Annotated in this window: 18 protein-coding genes; 15 read left to right on the plus strand and 3 right to left on the minus strand. The window is 32.3% G+C overall.

Annotated features, from left to right (window positions below; translation table 11 throughout):
• The first annotated feature begins 532 nt into the window (after nt 1–532).
• From ACTB1H_RS01895 to pepF, 15 genes are all read left to right on the plus strand, one after another.
• Entirely contained in the window at nt 533–1,729 is a 1,197-nt protein-coding gene (locus tag ACTB1H_RS01895) for a dicarboxylate/amino acid:cation symporter (protein ID WP_463261143.1), read from the plus strand.
• Nucleotides 1,730–1,805: 76 nt separating this feature from the next.
• Nucleotides 1,806–2,258: an N-acetyltransferase family protein gene (locus ACTB1H_RS01900; RefSeq protein ID WP_463261144.1), complete on the plus strand. Its 453-nt coding sequence runs from the start codon at nt 1,806–1,808 to the stop codon at nt 2,256–2,258.
• Between the two features lie 53 nt (nt 2,259–2,311).
• Entirely contained in the window at nt 2,312–2,725 is a 414-nt protein-coding gene (locus ACTB1H_RS01905) for a peroxiredoxin (RefSeq protein WP_463261184.1), read from the plus strand.
• Between the two features lie 64 nt (nt 2,726–2,789).
• On the plus strand, nt 2,790–3,128 hold the full coding sequence (locus tag ACTB1H_RS01910) for an encapsulin-associated ferritin-like protein (protein WP_463261145.1): 339 nt from the start codon (nt 2,790–2,792) through the stop codon (nt 3,126–3,128).
• Between the two features lie 12 nt (nt 3,129–3,140).
• Nucleotides 3,141–3,920, plus strand: coding sequence for a family 1 encapsulin nanocompartment shell protein (locus tag ACTB1H_RS01915; protein ID WP_463261146.1), 780 nt, complete (start codon nt 3,141–3,143; stop codon nt 3,918–3,920).
• Nucleotides 3,921–3,995: 75 nt separating this feature from the next.
• Nucleotides 3,996–4,685 carry a cytochrome c biogenesis CcdA family protein gene (locus tag ACTB1H_RS01920; RefSeq protein WP_463261147.1) on the plus strand — a complete coding sequence of 230 codons (690 nt, stop codon included), beginning with the start codon at nt 3,996–3,998 and terminating at the stop codon, nt 4,683–4,685.
• A gap of 11 nt (nt 4,686–4,696) precedes the next feature.
• The gene (locus ACTB1H_RS01925; protein ID WP_463261148.1) at nt 4,697–5,284 is read left to right on the plus strand and encodes a TlpA family protein disulfide reductase; all 588 of its coding nucleotides are present in this window, start codon (nt 4,697–4,699) and stop codon (nt 5,282–5,284) included.
• Between the two features lie 77 nt (nt 5,285–5,361).
• Nucleotides 5,362–6,588 carry an arginine deiminase gene (gene arcA / locus ACTB1H_RS01930; protein WP_463261149.1) on the plus strand — a complete coding sequence of 409 codons (1,227 nt, stop codon included), beginning with the start codon at nt 5,362–5,364 and terminating at the stop codon, nt 6,586–6,588.
• A gap of 26 nt (nt 6,589–6,614) precedes the next feature.
• Complete coding sequence (gene argF / locus ACTB1H_RS01935) at nt 6,615–7,610, plus strand: ornithine carbamoyltransferase (protein WP_463261150.1); 996 nt, start codon at nt 6,615–6,617, stop codon at nt 7,608–7,610.
• A 13-nt stretch (nt 7,611–7,623) separates the two neighbouring features.
• The gene (arcC, locus tag ACTB1H_RS01940; protein ID WP_463261151.1) at nt 7,624–8,568 is read left to right on the plus strand and encodes a carbamate kinase; all 945 of its coding nucleotides are present in this window, start codon (nt 7,624–7,626) and stop codon (nt 8,566–8,568) included.
• Nucleotides 8,569–8,672: 104 nt separating this feature from the next.
• A complete protein-coding gene (gene ychF / locus ACTB1H_RS01945; protein ID WP_463261152.1) occupies nt 8,673–9,761 on the plus strand; it encodes a redox-regulated ATPase YchF in 1,089 nt (362 codons plus the stop codon).
• Nucleotides 9,762–9,807: 46 nt separating this feature from the next.
• Entirely contained in the window at nt 9,808–10,665 is an 858-nt protein-coding gene (locus ACTB1H_RS01950; protein WP_463261153.1) for a tRNA 2-thiocytidine biosynthesis TtcA family protein, read from the plus strand.
• 14 nt (nt 10,666–10,679) lie between these two features.
• The gene (locus tag ACTB1H_RS01955; RefSeq protein WP_463261154.1) at nt 10,680–11,438 is read left to right on the plus strand and encodes an exodeoxyribonuclease III; all 759 of its coding nucleotides are present in this window, start codon (nt 10,680–10,682) and stop codon (nt 11,436–11,438) included.
• Between the two features lie 78 nt (nt 11,439–11,516).
• Complete coding sequence (htrA, locus tag ACTB1H_RS01960; RefSeq protein ID WP_463261155.1) at nt 11,517–12,803, plus strand: serine protease HtrA; 1,287 nt, start codon at nt 11,517–11,519, stop codon at nt 12,801–12,803.
• A 98-nt stretch (nt 12,804–12,901) separates the two neighbouring features.
• On the plus strand, nt 12,902–14,716 hold the full coding sequence (gene pepF, locus ACTB1H_RS01965; protein ID WP_463261157.1) for an oligoendopeptidase F: 1,815 nt from the start codon (nt 12,902–12,904) through the stop codon (nt 14,714–14,716).
• 18 nt (nt 14,717–14,734) lie between these two features.
• Here the strand turns inward: pepF and ACTB1H_RS01970 are convergent, their stop codons facing one another.
• Genes ACTB1H_RS01970 through ACTB1H_RS01980 form a run of 3 tightly spaced genes read right to left on the minus strand, consistent with a single transcriptional unit; the run spans nt 14,735 to nt 17,408 of the window.
• Nucleotides 14,735–15,073 (minus strand): hypothetical protein, encoded by a 339-nt coding sequence (locus ACTB1H_RS01970; RefSeq protein ID WP_463261158.1) that lies wholly within the window; start codon nt 15,071–15,073, stop codon nt 14,735–14,737.
• Nucleotides 15,066–16,331, minus strand: coding sequence for a DUF1576 domain-containing protein (locus tag ACTB1H_RS01975; protein ID WP_463261159.1), 1,266 nt, complete (start codon nt 16,329–16,331; stop codon nt 15,066–15,068). The genes ACTB1H_RS01970 and ACTB1H_RS01975 overlap by 8 nt, the downstream gene beginning before the upstream one ends.
• 9 nt (nt 16,332–16,340) lie before the next feature.
• Nucleotides 16,341–17,408, minus strand: coding sequence for a helix-turn-helix domain-containing protein (locus ACTB1H_RS01980; protein WP_463261160.1), 1,068 nt, complete (start codon nt 17,406–17,408; stop codon nt 16,341–16,343).
• Nucleotides 17,409–17,512 lie beyond the last annotated feature (104 nt).

The raw sequence follows: 17,512 nt of genomic DNA on the forward strand, positions 1-17,512 counted from the left end.
TTTTTACACTGTATATATACCCAAAATGGGGGGAATCTAGCCATTTCAATATAAAAAAAGGCAGTAAATATGCGAGTTGTAGAGTTTTGCAACGAGCTACAAATTTGAATCTAAGGAGGGTTAAATATGGATCTTTTTATTTTAGGAGTAGTATCGGGTTTTACAGTTAAAGCAATCATAGATATCCTAAAACACAAGGGGACCAAAAAGTAATAAATGCAATAGGTTATATAGGTATGACACATACTTTATATTATGTGCATCAAAATTGAAGACTAATAAAAAGGGAAGCTTTGTCATAGGCTTCTTTTTTATTGCCTCTTGAAACGTGTAAATCTAAGCTTTTCAAAATTCATAAATTCCCTGCGAATAAAATGGCTTTTTATAGTATTGTTAAGCGGTAGCTATTGATTTGTGGTTAATTGAAAGCATCACCCGATTTATGAAATATATAAAAATCATGAAGAGGCTTGATTTATGACAAAAATTGTGATAAATTAAACAATTAAGAAAATATAAAGGAGGATTGAAAATGAAAAAGATAGGCTTACTTCCGAGACTTATCATCGCAATTATTTTAGGTATTATCTTTGGGAACGTTTTACCAGAAGCATTAATCAGAGTTTTTTCTACTTTTAACACTATTTTTGGACAGTTCTTAGGATTTGCTATTCCATTGATTATCATTGGATTTATTGCTCCAGGAATTGGTGAATTAGGAAAAGGAGCAGGCAGAATTCTTGCTTTAACAGCAGGTATTGCATATCTTTCAACTGTATTTTCAGGCTCAGTAGCTTATTTTGCTAATTCGTTGATATTACCAACATTTTTAAATAGTAGCAATATCAATATGGACATTGTCGGAGAAGAAGCAATGGCAGCCACATATATTGATATGAGCATACCACCTCTAATGCCTGTAATGACAGCTCTTATCATTGCATTTACTTTAGGGATTGGGATGGCTGCGATAGATTCAAAACACATTAAAGGATTTATGAATGAATTTCAAAACATTATAAGCAAAGTGATATCTGAAATCATAATTCCACTGTTACCAATTCATATCATGGGGATATTTGCTAATTTAACCTTTTCAGGGCAGACAGCCATGATATTAAGTGTATTCTCTAGAGTGTTCATACTTGTAATAGCTCTACACATCTTAATAATCATAATTCAATATACTATTGCTGGTTCAATGGCAAATGCTAATCCTTTTAAATTGATTAAGGGAATGTTGCCAGCTTATTTCACTGCAATTGGTACTCAATCATCTGCGGCTACCATACCAGTTACATTAGTTCAAACTAAGAAAAATGGAGTAAACGAAGGAGTTGCAGAATTTGTTGTACCTCTTTGTGCAACTATACATCTTTCAGGAAGCACAATTACACTTGTTAGCTGCTCTATGGCAATCATGATGTTAAATAATATACCGATAAGTTTTGGAACTTATTTTGGATTTATACTTGTATTAGGGGTTACAATGGTTGCAGCACCTGGAGTTCCAGGAGGAGCTGTTATGGCAGCTTTAGGAATCTTGGAGAGTATATTAGGATTTGATCAGACAATGCTTTCTCTAATGATAGCCCTTTATCTTGCACAAGATAGCTTTGGTACTGCTTGCAATGTAACAGGCGATGGAGCTATAGCTGTAATAGTTAACAAGATTTCAGGATTTAAATTGGAACCAAAAGAAAAATTAGTAGACATAGATATAAATTAATTTAATTAAAAATATAGACCTTTTAGGTCTATATTTTTTTACTTTGGGTATAGATTATCTAAAGGAGGGGGAATGTATGAATATAAGGAGAGCTTATCCAATCGAAGCTGAATTTTTAACTGATTTAGCAGTTGAATCAGAAGCTTATTGGGGTTATGACAAAAAATTTTTAGATGCATTTAGAATTATATACAGATTGAGCGAAGACTACATTATCAACAATCCAACATTTGTCTTAGAAGATGATGATAAAATTATTGGGTTTTATAGCATTGTTGAAAGCAGTGAAGGTGTTATTTTAGAATATTTTTATATAGATCCATCATATATAAGAAAAGGATATGGTAAAACACTGTGGGATCATTTAATCGAGTTTTGCAAAAATAGAGGAATTTTAGAATTTGATTTTGTAGCATCTGATGAAGCAGTGCCATTTTATGAAAAAATGGGTGCAATAAAAGTGGGAGAAACAAAATCAATTGTAGAAAGCGATAGAAGAGTCAATAAAATGAAAATGGTAGTTTCTTAGGAGGGAGAAAATTGGGTAAATATGATTTCAAATTAATATCTGATGAAGGGAAAATGGTATCTTTGGCGGATTTTAAAGGTAAAAATGTAGTAGTTTATTTCTATCCAAAAGACAACACCTCTGGTTGAACAATTGAGGCTAATGGGTTTAGGGATCTAAATCAGGAATTTGAAAAGTTAAACACAGTGATAATTGGGATAAGTAAGGATTCTCAAGAATCACATCAAAAATTTAAAAGAAAAAATGAATTGAATTTTATACTTTTGACTGATGATACAGGTGAAGTTTTAGAGAAATATGGGGTACTTAAAAACAAGAAAATGTTTGGAAAAGAAGTCTTAGGGATAGAGAGAAGCACATTTGTATTCAACAAATTTGGAGAGCTTGTAAAGGAGTTTAGAAATGTTAAACCAGGACCCCATCCACAAGAAGTTCTCGAATTTATAAAGGAAAACTTGGCCTATTGATTGTTTAAATAATAATTAGTTGGGTAAATTCAATATGTGATAATAAATGTTAGGGGGTATATATATGACGCAATATCATGAACCAATTGATAAATTAGATGAAAAAACAAAAGATATTACAAGAGCTCTTATGAGTTTAAAAGAAGAAATAGAGGCTGTTGATTGGTATAACCAAAGAGTCGCAGCATCTGATGATGAGACATTGAAAGAAGTATTAGCTCATAATAGAGACGAAGAAATTGAACATGCTGTAATGACATTAGAATGGCTTAGAAGAAATATGGATGTATGGGATGAAAATCTGAAGAAATATCTCTTTACCACAGAAAATTTACTTGAAGTAGAAGAAAGCGTTACAGAAGATAAAGAAGATAAAGATTTAGGTTTAGGAGATTTGAAATAGGAGGGATAACATATGCTAAATAGAAAAATGGCTCCAATATCAGATAAAGTTTGGGAAGAAATAGATAATAGAGCCAGAGAAGTTCTTACTAGTTATCTAACAGCAAGAAGAGTAGTTAGAGTAAATGGGCCTATGGGTTTAGAATTTAATGCAATAGGAGAAGGTAGACTTTCAGAGATAAAAAAGGCAGATTCAATACATTATTCTAACTATGATGTAAAACCACTTACTGAAGTAAGAGTTGAATTTGAACTAGATAGAAAAGAGTTGGACGATATAGTAAGGGGGGCAAAAGATCCTGATTTAGAACCCCTTGAAGATGCATTGAAGAAATTAGCTTTATTTGAAGAAAAGGCTGTTTACTATGGACTTGAGGATATAGGAATTGTTGGACTAGATAAAGTTGGTAAAAAAGCCATTCCTTTTGGAAAAGACAGAGAATCAATTTTAAATGCCATTGGAAAAGGTTTGATGGAATTAAAAGAAGCTTATACAAATCCACCTTATGTTTTAGTGGTAGGAGAAGAACAATTCAAAGACATTATATTAAGTGACAATGGATATCCTCTAGAAAAGAAGATAGCTAAATTAATTGGTGGAGAAATAATAGTTTCAAAAGCAGTAAACGGAGCTTTTTTAGTACCATTTAATTCAGAAGACCTAGAACTTACAATTGGACAAGATTTTGCGATAGGATTCGTAGAAGCTAATGAAGAAAAAATTAAATTATTCGCAATAGAATCTTTCACATTCAGAGTTTTAAATCCAGATATAGTTGTTAAATTTGCATAAAATTTTGTTTATACCCTATACAGAGATACTCGTATAGGGTATAATTTTTTTATGTAAATGTTTGGAGGTAAAAATATGACAGAATTTATCGCTTTTAGTGCTTTTACTGCTGGAATAGCATCGTTTTTTTCACCTTGTCTGTTGCCTATGATACCAGCATATATTTTTTATATTTCTGGAATAGATGATGTTGAAGCAATAAAAGAAAATAAGAGCAAAGTATTAAAGAGGACTTTAGGATTTATCATAGGGTTTACATTTGTTTTCATAATAATGGGTTTAAGCGCTTCATATATAGGCAGAATATTTATTAGCTACAGAAATGTATTTTTAAAACTCAGTGGATTTATAATTATAGTGTTTGGACTAAATTTGATGGGTATAGTAAATTTAAAATCTTTAAGCAGAGAAAAGAGGTTTAAATCTCCAAGAAAAGTAAATGGGATATTGAGCTCAGGACTCATGGGAATGGCTTTTGCTGGTGGATGGACTCCTTGTTTTGGGCCGATACTTGGTACTATACTTTTCATGGCATCATTAGAGGAATCAATGATTCAAGGAGGGGTTTTATTATTTATATATTCACTTGGTATGGCGATTCCTTTTATAATTACAGCGATTTTCATAAATAAACTCACATTTTTTATGACAAAATATGAAAAGGTACTCAATATCATACCCTATATTGGTGGAATTATATTGATGGTCTTCGGATTGTTGATATTTTTTGATAAATTAGTAATAGTTTCAAATTTGCTTACTTAGGAGGGAATAGAATGAATAGAAAGACTATATTTTTGATATTAGGTTTACTAGTGGTGGCAATAATTGCTCTAGCAGCTACCTCAATAATGGTTGCTGATACAGAAGAAGAGAGTTTTGATAGTTCAAATGAAGTAACAGATAGAGGACAGGTAGGGCCACCTAGAATTGTAGAAGAGCCAAAGATAGAAAAAGGGAAAGAAGCTCCAGATTTCGTTTTAAAAGATTTAGATGGTAATGATATAAGCTTGAGTGATTTTAGAGGCAAAGTAGTCCTATTAAACTTTTGGGCAAGTTGGTGTGTCTATTGTGACCAAGAAATGCCTGATTTAGAGAGATTATATACGACATTTGATGATATTGTTGTAATCGGAGTTAATGTTGGAGAAGATTTAGATCTAGTAAGAGAATATGTTGAAGAAAACAATTTGACTTTTCCTGTAGCATTAGATTCTGAAGCAGATATTGCTAGCGAATATCTAGTATCAGGGCTTCCAACCACTTATTTCATAGATGAAGATGGTATTATTTATGGAAGATATCCCGGAATGATGACATATAACATGATGCTTGAGTTTTCTAATGAAACTAGAAAATATTAGAATTGTTTGACAAGATTTTATCTTATTTATATAATAAGGTTAACGATTTCATACAATATTTGAAGGGTGGAGTTATTTTGAAAAATCCTGTGATTGAAGTTAATTCAGAGATAGGCAGGCTTAGGCAGGTCATGCTTCATAGGCCTGGAAAAGAAATAGAAAATTTGATGCCGGAGTATTTGGATCGGCTACTATTCGACGATATACCATATTTAAAAATCGCACAGAAAGAACATGATGAATTCGCAGAGACTTTAAAATCAAAGGATGTAGAAGTCGTATACCTAGAAGACTTAGTTGTAGAGTCCCTTTTAGAAAGGGAAGTATTAAATTCATTTATTGAAGAATTTCTATATGAAGCAGGAATAAAGGAAGATTTCAATATCATTTCGCTAAAAGAGTATTTCTTATCTTTAGACAAAAAAGAAATGGTTTTAAAGATGATGGCAGGCGTTAGAAAATCAGAGATCAAAAACACGGTAAAAGTACATTTAGCAGAATATTTGGAAAGCGATTACCCGTTTTTAATAGACCCTATGCCAAATCTTTATTTCACCAGAGATCCATTTGCATGTATTGGAGACAAAGTTTCAATTCATAAAATGAATACGCATACCAGAAATAGAGAGACTTTGTTTGCGAAATATATTTTTAACTATCACCCAAAATATAAAAAAGTACAGCACCTTTATGAAAGACAAGAAGAGTTTTCTATCGAAGGTGGAGATATTTTAGTTTTAAGTGATAAAGTGTTAGCTATAGGCATTTCTGAAAGAACTAATCCAAATGCTATTGAAAAAATTGCACTTAACATATTTAAAGGTGAAAATACATTTGATAGAATCATAGCAATAGATATCCCAAAACAAAGGACCTTTATGCATTTAGACACAGTTTTTACAATGGTAGATTATGATAAATTTGTCATACATCCAAATGTAGAACAAACAATGAAATCATTTGTATTAGAAAAAAAGGATAAAAACAGCGTAAAAATAACTCCTCAAATTGGCAGTTTAAATGAAATATTGGAAACGAATTTAAATGTAAAGGGTATAAAGTTTATTAAATGCGGTGGAGATAGCGTTGTAGATGCTGCAAGAGAACAATGGAATGATGGATCAAATACCCTTTGCATAGCCCCAGGAGAAGTGGTAGTATATTCTAGGAACTATGTTACAAATGAAATATTAGATAGAGAAGGCATTAAGTTAAATATAATATCTAGTTCAGAGCTGTCAAGGGGCAGAGGTGGCCCTAGATGCATGAGTATGCCTTTTATTAGAGAAAAAATATTTTATTAGAGAAAAAATATAAGGAGGAGAAAAATATGGCAGTTAATTTAAAAGGAAGAAGTTTTTTAACACTAATGGATTTCACACCTGAAGAAATTAGATATTTATTGGATCTATCTCATGATTTGAAAGCCAAAAAAAGAGCAGGAATTTATAACTATGTACTAAGAGGAAAAAATATAGTACTGCTATTTGAAAAATCATCAACAAGGACAAGATGTGCTTTTGAAGTCGCAGCATTAGAAGAGGGAGCACATGTTACATTCCTAGATTCAGCAAGTTCACAAATGGGCAAAAAAGAATCACTTGAAGACACTGCAAAAGTTTTGGGAAGATTTTACGATGGAATAGAGTACAGAGGATTCAAACAAGAAGTTGTTGAGGATTTAGCAAAATATTCAGGAGTTCCTGTTTGGAATGGACTAACAGATGTAGACCATCCAACTCAGATATTAGCAGATTTATTGACCATAGAAGAGCATGTTGCTAAGCCTTTAAACAAAGTTAAATTAGTATTTGCTGGTGATGTCAGAAACAACATGAGCTATGCATGGATGTATGGTTGCGCTAAGATGGGCATGCATTATGTAGCTCTTGGACCAAAAGAGCTAATCGATCAAATAGATAAAGAAGCTATGAATAGAGCATTGGAAGTAGCAAAAGAAACAGGAGCAAAAATAGAGCTTTCCGATGATATAAATGCTGTAAAAGGCGCAGATGTAATTTATACAGATGTATGGGCATCTATGGGAGAAGAAGATCAGATACCAGAAAGAGTAAAACTATTAACACCATATAAAGTTACTATGGAAATGATTAAGATGACAGAAAATGAAGATTGCATATTCATGCACTGCTTGCCAAGCTTCCATGATTTTGAGACAAAGATGGCAAAAGAACAAATGGAAAAGGGTTATGATATAAGAGAAGTAACTGATGAGGTATTCAGAAGCAGACACTCAGTTGTATTTGATGAAGCAGAAAATAGAATGCATACAATAAAAGCAGTTATAGTAGCGACTATAGGTTAGAGGGGGATTTAATGTGAGACCAACAAGAGTTGTAGTAGCATTAGGAGGAAACGCATTAGAAGACAAGTCAATGCCTTCAACAGCAGAGGCTCAGCTAGAAGTAGTTAAAAGAACAAGTGAATATATAGCTGATATATCAACAGCAGGATATGAAATTGCAGTAGTTCATGGAAATGGACCACAAGTAGGCAGGATTTTACTTGCCACAGAAGCTGCAAAAGATGTTACCCCACCAATGCCATTTGATGTATGTGGAGCAATGAGCCAAGGATATATTGGATATCATATTCAACAAGCTTTGAGATTTGCACTAAAGAAAAGAGGCAGAGATATACCGGTAGTAACTGTTATTACACAAGTTGTCGTAGATAAAGACGACGAAGCATTTAAAAACCCAACAAAACCAATCGGTCCTTTCTACACAGAAGAAGAAGCAAAAAAATTAGCTCAAGAAAAGGGTTATATAGTTAAAGAAGACGCAGGAAGAGGATATAGAAGAGTTGTACCTTCACCACTACCAAAGAAAATAGTTGAGATAGACACAATTAAAACACTTTGGGATACCACAATCGCTGTCACATGTGGCGGTGGAGGAATTCCTGTAATAGAAAAAGAAGATGGATCTTTGGAAGGAGTTGCTGCAGTAATAGATAAAGATCTAGCAGCACAAAGACTTGCAGAGGATATGGAAGCAGATATTCTTTTGATATTGACAGAAGTTGAAAAAGTAGCAATAAACTTCAATAAACCTGATCAAAAGAATTTAGATCATATGAGTGTTGAAGAAGCTCTCAAATACATGGAAGAGGGACATTTCGCACCAGGAAGCATGCTTCCTAAAGTAAAAGCAGCTGTAAACTTTGCAAAATCAAAACCAGGAAGAAAAGCAATCATCACTTCTCTATATAAAGCTAAAGAAGCTTTAGATGGGTTATCAGGAACTGTAATTGAAATGTAGAATCGGGGTTTATCACCCCGATTTTTTCTTAAGTGTTATTATGTTGAATTCTATTCAATTTACTGATACAATTTTTACATAATATATAGAAAAGGGGAAAAAATATGAAGATAGGATTAGTAGGATTAACTTCTGTTGGAAAGACATCACTTTTTAACCTATTGACAGGTTCAAATATAGAAGTTTCTGGATATGCTACAGGAAAGATCAATGCAAATATTGGAATTGCAAAAATCCCAGATGAAAGACTTCAATTTTTAACTGAGCTTTACAAACCTAAAAAAACCACTTATGCCACAATAGAAGTAGTAGATGTGCCTGGATTGGTAAAGGGATCATCAAGTGGAAAAGGAGCTGGAAACTTATTTTTAGATAATGTAAGAAAGACAGATTTACTAGTGCATGTAGTCAGAGCATTTGAAGATGAAAATGTTATACATGTAGAAGGGGACATAGACCCTATGAGAGATGTAGAGACATTAAATTTAGAGTTGTTATTTTCCGATTTACAAGTTATAGAAAATAGAATTGAAAGAATTGAAACTTCTAAAAAAGTGACAAAAGAGAATCTATTGGAATTAGAAGTTCTTAAGAAATGTAGAGAGTGTCTAGAAAATGGTCTATTATTAAACAATCTAGAGTTAACAGATGAAGAAAAAGATGTGTTAAAGACTTTCTCATTTTTATCACAGCAACCTATGATACTAGTGGTAAACATAGATGAAAATCAATTGGCTAACAAAAATTATCCGAAAAAAGATGAGCTATATGAATACTCTAAAGCATCGAACACGCCGATGATCGAAATCTCCGTAAAAACTGAACTAGAACTAAGAGAATTAGACGATGAAGATAGAAAAATTTTCATGGAAGATTTGAACATAAAAGAATCTGGCATAGACCTATTATCAAAGACAGCTTATGATTACCTAGGGCTTATATCATTCTTGACAGCAGGAGAAGATGAAGTAAGGGCATGGCCTATTAGAAAAGGTATCACAGCTAAAGAAGCTGCTGGCAAAATTCACTCTGACATTGAAAAAGGATTTATCAGAGCTGAGGTATGTAAATTCAACGATTTAAAAGAACATAAGAGCATGGTCAAATTAAAAGAATTGGGGTTACTGACATTAGAAGGAAAAGACTATATAGTACAAGATGGAGATATAATCAATTTTAGATTTAATGTATAGGAGAGTTTTAACTCTCCTTTTAAATATGATAGAGGGGTAGTTAAAGATGACAAGTGAAAGGATCAACTACTGCGAGCCAGTTGTTGTTGAAAACGAAAGAAAAACATTGCAGGAAATCGAAAGAAGCATCATAAAGACATACAGAAAACCAATCTGGTCAAAGTTTATTAAGGCAATCAAGGAATACGAACTCATAGAAGACAACGATAAAATAGCAGTTGCGATATCTGGAGGGAAAGACAGTCTTTTAATGGCGAAGTTATTCCAAGAACTTAAGAAATATGGAAAACAAAATTTTGAAGTTGAATTCATAGTAATGGATCCTGGGTATCATAAGGACATAAGGGCATTGCTTGAAGAAAACCTTAAATTTTTAGATATACCTGCACATATATTTGACGCAAATGTGTTTGAAGTCGCTGATAGAATTGCAGGAGAGTATCCTTGCTATATGTGCGCTAGAATGAGAAGAGGAGCTCTTTATGGTAAGGCTAAAGAGCTAGGATGTAATAAGTTAGCTTTAGGTCACCATTTTAATGATGTCATAGAGACTACAATGCTCAATTTATTGTATGCTGGAAGCTTTAAGACTATGATGCCAAAGCTAAAATCCCAAAACTTTGAAGGATTAGAACTCATAAGACCTTTGTATTTAGTGGAAGAAAAATATATAGAAAGATTTATAAAATCAAGCGGAATATGGCCATTAAACTGTGCGTGTATGGTGGCAGCTAAGAAAATTGGGAATAAGAGATACGAAATAAAAAATTTGATTGATGAATTAAAACAAACCAATGAAAATGTAGAGATGTCAATTTTCAGAGCAGCTCAAAATGTTAATTTGGACCAAGTTTTAGGGTATGAGAAAAACGGAATAAAAACATCTTTTTTAGATGAGTACTAGAAGGAGATGATTTAATGAGATTTATATCATGGAATGTCAATGGATTAAGAGCAATAATGAAAAAAGGATTTATTGAATCAGTAAAAAAATTAGATCCAGATATATTATGCCTTCAAGAGACTAAAATGCAAGAAGGCCAACTAGATTTAGATGTAGACCTCGAAGAATACGAAAAATACTTCAATTCTGCACAAAAGAAAGGATATTCAGGAACTGCAATATTTACTAAAGTAAAACCAATAAGTGTAAGCTATGGGATGAATAAAGAAGAACATGACAATGAAGGAAGAATAATAACAGCAGAATATGACGATTTTTATCTTGTGAATGTATATACGCCAAATTCTAAAACGGAATTAGAAAGACTTGAATATAGAATGGTTTGGGAAGATGAATTTAGGAACTTTTTAAAGGATTTAGAAAAGATAAAACCAGTTATAGTTTGTGGCGACTTAAATGTAGCTCATAAAGAAATAGATTTGAAAAATCCTAGTTCTAATAGAAGGAGTGCAGGATTTACAGATGAAGAAAGAAACAAATTCACTGAACTCTTAGAAGCTGGATTTATAGATACTTTTAGATTCTTTTATCCTGACAAGGAAGGGGCATATACTTGGTGGAGCTATATAACAAAAGCTAGAGAGAGAAATGCAGGTTGGAGAATAGATTATTTTTTAGTTTCAGAGAGTTTAAAAGATAGACTTGTAGATGCTAAGATTCATTCGGATATATATGGTTCTGACCACTGTCCAGTTGAACTTGAGATTAGATGATTTTAGAAACCGTCCACATCATTATCATATAATTTTCACAAAACAAAGATATAATGTAACAAAAGGGAGGGATAAGAAATGAAAGATGAAGAAATGAAAGATGAAGAATATAAAAAAGAAGATCTAGAAGAGAATTTGGAAACAGGTGAAGTTGAAGAAGAAATTGAAGAAGAAAATATTAAAGATGCTAACATTAATGAAGAGTACGATTTCAAAGAAGAGGATTCAAAAGATAGAGATGTTACTAAATCAAGTAAAAATGAAACTATTGCAAACATAAACTTTAAGTGGAAAACACTGGTTGTAGTTGTTTTAATCATCTCATTGACAAGTGGGCTACTGGGCTCTTATATCGGAATTAGAATGTTTGCATCAAACTATTATCCAAATTCAAACAATCAACAACAGATAACAATAAATCCAAACGATAGCTATACAACAGTATCTGCTGTGGTGCAAAAGAGCATGAGCTCTGTAGTAGGGATAACAACAGTTGAAGTAAAAGATCATCTGTTTGCTCAGCAATTAGTCAATGGGATTGGTTCAGGGATTATCGTAGATTCTAATGGATATATTTTGACGAATTCTCATGTTATCTCTGATGGAAATGCAAGAGAAATAAATGTTCTATTTGAAAATGGAGAAAAAGCAGAAGCTGAAGTAGTATGGGCAGATAGTTATATGGATTTAGCTATCATAAAAGTAAACAAGAAGAATTTGCCGGTTGCAGTATTAGGTGATTCAGATTCACTCGTGGTAGGAGAATTGGCTATAGCAATAGGGAATCCATTGGGACTTGAGTTCCAAAGGACTGTAACAAGCGGGATAATATCTGGCTTAAATAGATCTGTGCAGGTATCTGAAAATATGGTAATAGATAATTTAATACAAACTGATGCATCTATAAATCCTGGAAATAGTGGAGGGCCATTGCTTAATGCAAAAGGTGAAGTGATAGGAATTAACACTGCAAAGATTTCTACCGCAGTAGGACTCGGCTTTGCTATACCTATAAATACAGCAAAGCCAATCATTGAAGAAGTTATTAAGACAGGAACTTATCAAAAAGCATATCTTGGAATTAAAGGGGTTTCAGTAGAAGAATATGAGATGGGATTAGGTGTAGATTTAGAAGCGGAAAGCGGTGCAGTCATATTAGAAGTTCAAGATAATAGTCCAGCAAAGAGAGCGGGATTGCAAGTAGGAGATATAATTATAAAATTAGATGACGATGTTATAGAAAACATGCATGATTTAAAAAATAGTTTATATTCATACAGACCTAATGATAAAGCGTTATTAGAGATAATTAGAAGTGGTGAGATAAAGAAAGTAGAAGTGATTTTAGAGGCATCAAAACAATAAAATGTGACTTTTATTTAAAAAGTCACATTTTTTACTAGTATAAATCTTTATATTTGATATAATTATATTTAGATTAACGAAACAAAAGGGGTGTTAAAATGGTAAACGCATTGCCTAAAAGAAGCGAAGTCGATGTAAATTTAACTTGGGACTTGAAAGGTATTTTCAAATCAGAGAAAGAATTTAATGAAACATTAGAAAAGGCTAAAAAAATTGCTGAAACAATGATACGAGACTACAAAGGTAGACTAAAAACTGCAGATGATATAAATTCTTGTCTTGATATATTTAGAGAATTTGAGATGTTGTTTAGCTGGCTAGCTAGCTATGCATCATTAAAAGTAAGTGAAGATCAAACAAACATGGATAATCAAACACTATACTCTAAAGTCATGAATTCTTTCATCAAAGTATTCGCTCAAATAGATTTTATAGAAGAGGAAATATCAAATTTGCCAAAAGAGGTTATAGAAGAGGCATTAAATAAATCTGAAGACAACGCAGGATACCTTAAAAATATTCTAAGGAGAAAACCTCATAGACTTCATAAAGAAGCAGAAAGAGTTTTAATTAGCTTAGGAAATACTTTGGAAGCGCCAGAAAACATATACAATATGGCTAAATTAGCTGATATGAAATTTGGAGAGTTTGAAGTAGATGGTAAAAAATATCCTTTAAGTTTTGTTTTGTTTGAAGGCGAATGGGAGTATGAAAAAGATACAAAGATAAGAAGAAAAGCATTTGAAGCCTTTTCAAATAAACTCAGAGATTACCAATATACTATTGGAGCTACTTACAATACACAAGTGCAGACAGAAAAGACCATATCAGAATTGAGAGGTTTTGATTCAGTAATAGATTTTTTGCTTTTCCCTCAAGAAGTAGAAAGAGAACTTTATGATAGGCAAATCGACTTAATAATGGAAAAACTAGCACCCCATATGAGAAAGTATGCGAGACTTTTAAAGAAAATCTATAACTTGGATGAAATGACTTTTGCAGATTTAAAAGTAGATGTAGACCCAGATTTCGAACCGCAAATTAGCGTTGAAGAAGCAAGAGAATATATATTAGGTGCACTTGGTGTTTTAGGCGAAGATTATACAGAGATGCTAAACAGAGCTTTTGATGAAAGATGGATTGATTTTGTACAAAATGAAGGCAAATCAACTGGAGCCTTTTGTTCTTCACCTTATGGTGCACATTCTTATATACTAATCTCATGGACTGAGAGAATGAGAGAAGTGTTTGTACTTGCACATGAACTTGGGCATGCAGGTCATTTTACTCTTGCACATAGAAATCAAAGCATATTTAACTCAAGGCCTTCACTTTATTTTATAGAAGCACCATCGACTATGAACGAAATGCTCATGGCAAACTATTTGATGAAAAACACAACTGATAAGAGAATGAAGAGATGGGTAATATCTAGCATAATAGCTAGAACATATTATCACAATTTTGTAACACACTTACTAGAGGCTCATTATCAAAGAGAAGTTTATAAAATAATAGATGAAGGTGGAAGCGTAAACGCTCAAACACTAAATAAATTGAAAAGAGAAACTCTTGAGAAATTCTGGGGAGAAGATGTAAAAATAAATGAAGGAGCAGAACTAACTTGGATGAGACAACCTCATTATTATATGGGGCTATATCCTTACACATACTCTGCTGGTCTAACTATTGCAACACAAGTAAGCCAAAGGATATTAAAAGAAGGAGAAAGCGCAGTAGAGGATTGGAAGAATGTTCTTAAAGCAGGAGGCACAAAGACTCCAGTAGAATTAGCACAGATGGCAAAAGTAGATATCACAACCGAAGAACCTTTATTGAATACAATCGAATACATTGGAAGCTTAATAGATGAAATAATAAAATTAACTGATGAAATAGAAAACGAAAAATAAGAGAGGCTCAATGCCTCTCTAAAATCTTCTTATGACTTTTAAAGTCAATATACCATTCTCATAATTTAATTGGCCTTCATCAACCATTGCATCGAGCAAGTTCAATTGAGATGAATAATCACTTCCGAGTAAACCCCAATAATACTCTTCTGTATCATCTCTTCGAGGTGTGTTTAAAGACATTTTAAGTTTGTTTAAAACAGATTCATCTATATTTTTTACAGCGCCCTGCAATTCCACCATGCCTTTATTTTCATCAAATACCAGGTTAATATTTACATTGTTGCAACCATGGTTTAAATATATATGGACTAATTCATTCATTATTTTTATCATGATCAATTCATTTTTATTCATCAGATTTTTCCTTTCTAAATGAAGTAATGATTGGTACTAAAAATGCTGCAACAAATCCACCAGAGAAACCATTGTTATATAGATTTAGTCCAGCATGAAGATATGACAGGTTTGAAACCAAAGATGCATGCAAGCCACCTGCCAACAAACCAAACAGCACTCCAAATTCACCAGCTATTGGGGCTAAAGTAGTTGAAAATAGTACAGTTAAGACTGAGCCTATACTAGATAAATCACTGCCAGTTATTTTTAGCATTAATATTGTACCTAGCATAACAGGTAAAATATTTCTAGGATGTTTCCCAAAAGCACCAAATCCTACTACTGTAAATAAGCCAGCAATTGTTGGTCCGTTTATGGTTGCATCAATTATTTCAAGATAAAGCATACATATTAATCCAACAATACCCATATTGAAAATTGCGAAATCAAATCCATCTAAGCTCACAAAATCAGTAACTAACCTACCTGAACGACCTATTAGATTTTTATATCTATGAAAATCCAGCCTTGAGATTATAAATTTAAATAAAATCATGCTTATAATTATGATATAAATAATGATTTTTATCTTTCCATCAGGACCTTCATAAACAGTGCTTAAAGATTCCAATGGTCTGTCGAAAATTTTAAACAATGAAGCTACTACCATACCTATTATTCCAGCAGTAAAACCGATATTATAAAGACTGTAGCCATCGTGGAATCGAACAAAACTACTTGCTAATGGAGGCATGATTAAGCCTACAAACAAACCCGAAACAATAGCAAAGATATAATTAAAAGGAACTAACAACTCACTTCCGAAACCAACACGTGTTACCAAAGGGCTAAGTGCTGTACTAAAAAAAGCAATCACTGTATATTTTGAGAATTTTTCTTTTTTTATTTTACTATAAATATAGACTCCTAAAATTATACTTAATACATTTATGATGTTCTTTCCAAACATTGAAAATCCAGCAACTGTAAAGATAGCAGATATTACTGGCCCATTCGGGTCTATGTTTTGAAATAGAACTATAGCCAATAGCATTATCATGACTAATCCGCTATTAAATAAAGCAGATCCTATGTTGGCAACTTCAAAATAATCTACTATCAACAAATCGGGATGGGCTATGATTACTTTAAGCCCATTAAATATCTCTGAAGGCGAATTGAATAAAAAAGAACTAAGAATCAACAATATACTATAAAAAAATAAAATTAGATACTTTAAATATTTTTCATTATCTTTATATAATAATTTTTGCATAATAAATCTTTAGAATATCCTTCCAATAATTTTTTTGTACTTATCAGTATATTTAATAAAATCATATTCTGGATTTTTAACAACAGATCCTATGAAATTTTGCTTATTGTATTCATAACTCATATTTGGAGTTAGATTTTCAACTAAATAAAAATACTTATTCTTCGATAAATCGAGACTTTCTTTATCGGTTTTTAAAAGCCAATCAACATATTTTTCGATATAAGATAATGTCTTTTCTTCATCTTTTAACATTGCAAAAGTATCTGCAAACATCAAGATATTATTACCAAGCAGATATCCTTCAAGTTCAAAATCTTGTATTAGTTTTCTTTGAAGATTTGCTAATTCCAAAGCATAATCAAAATCTCTATCTTTTAGTGCTATACCCCATAGGCTAGCTAAAGAAATTATTGAATTATTGATATTGTTAAAAAGACTTTCTTGCTCTATTTTTTTAGCCTTATTGCTATCACCTGTAATAGAATAAATAGTCGAAAGCATAAAACCTGTGTTTACATTGATTTTGGGCAATGTATTTAGTAAGTCGATAGCTTTTTCATATTCACCTTTCATTGTATAAAGGCTTGAGAGTACATATAATGAAGCTTGTTTAACCTCTAGATCTCCAATATTTGAAGCCTCTTCTAACAACTCAATTGAGCGATTTAACATTCTATCGGCCTCTTCTTCAGAATGAGCTAATTGAATGTACTCTTGAAGTAAACTCCCAATCCTGAACTTTAGAAAAAGGCTGTCTGGGTATTCCTTTAAATATTTTTCACACATTTCCATAGCTTCATAATAATTGGAAGTGGTAAATTTTTCAGCACATATCTTGTAGATATTATTAACATCTTCTGGTGTAAGTTCAGTTTCAAACATCAAGAGTGAGTCTATAGTTGTCCCGAGTAATCTAGCTATTGAAGAAAGAAGAGTTATATCGGGATATGCTAGATTATTTTCCCACATTTCTACTACTTCTTTAGGAATATCAAGTCCATGAGCAAACTCTTCAACACTTATACCTTTGTTCTCTCTTAATTTTTTTATAGTGCTACCTATTGACAATTGCATGTTAAACCCCCTCACCTTGAAAAACAAAAAAATATTTGCTATAATCACTTTTATATTATACCCTAAAATGATAGAATAAACAAACAGACTTGTTAAATAAGGAG

This window comes from Soehngenia sp., assembly GCF_055108775.1.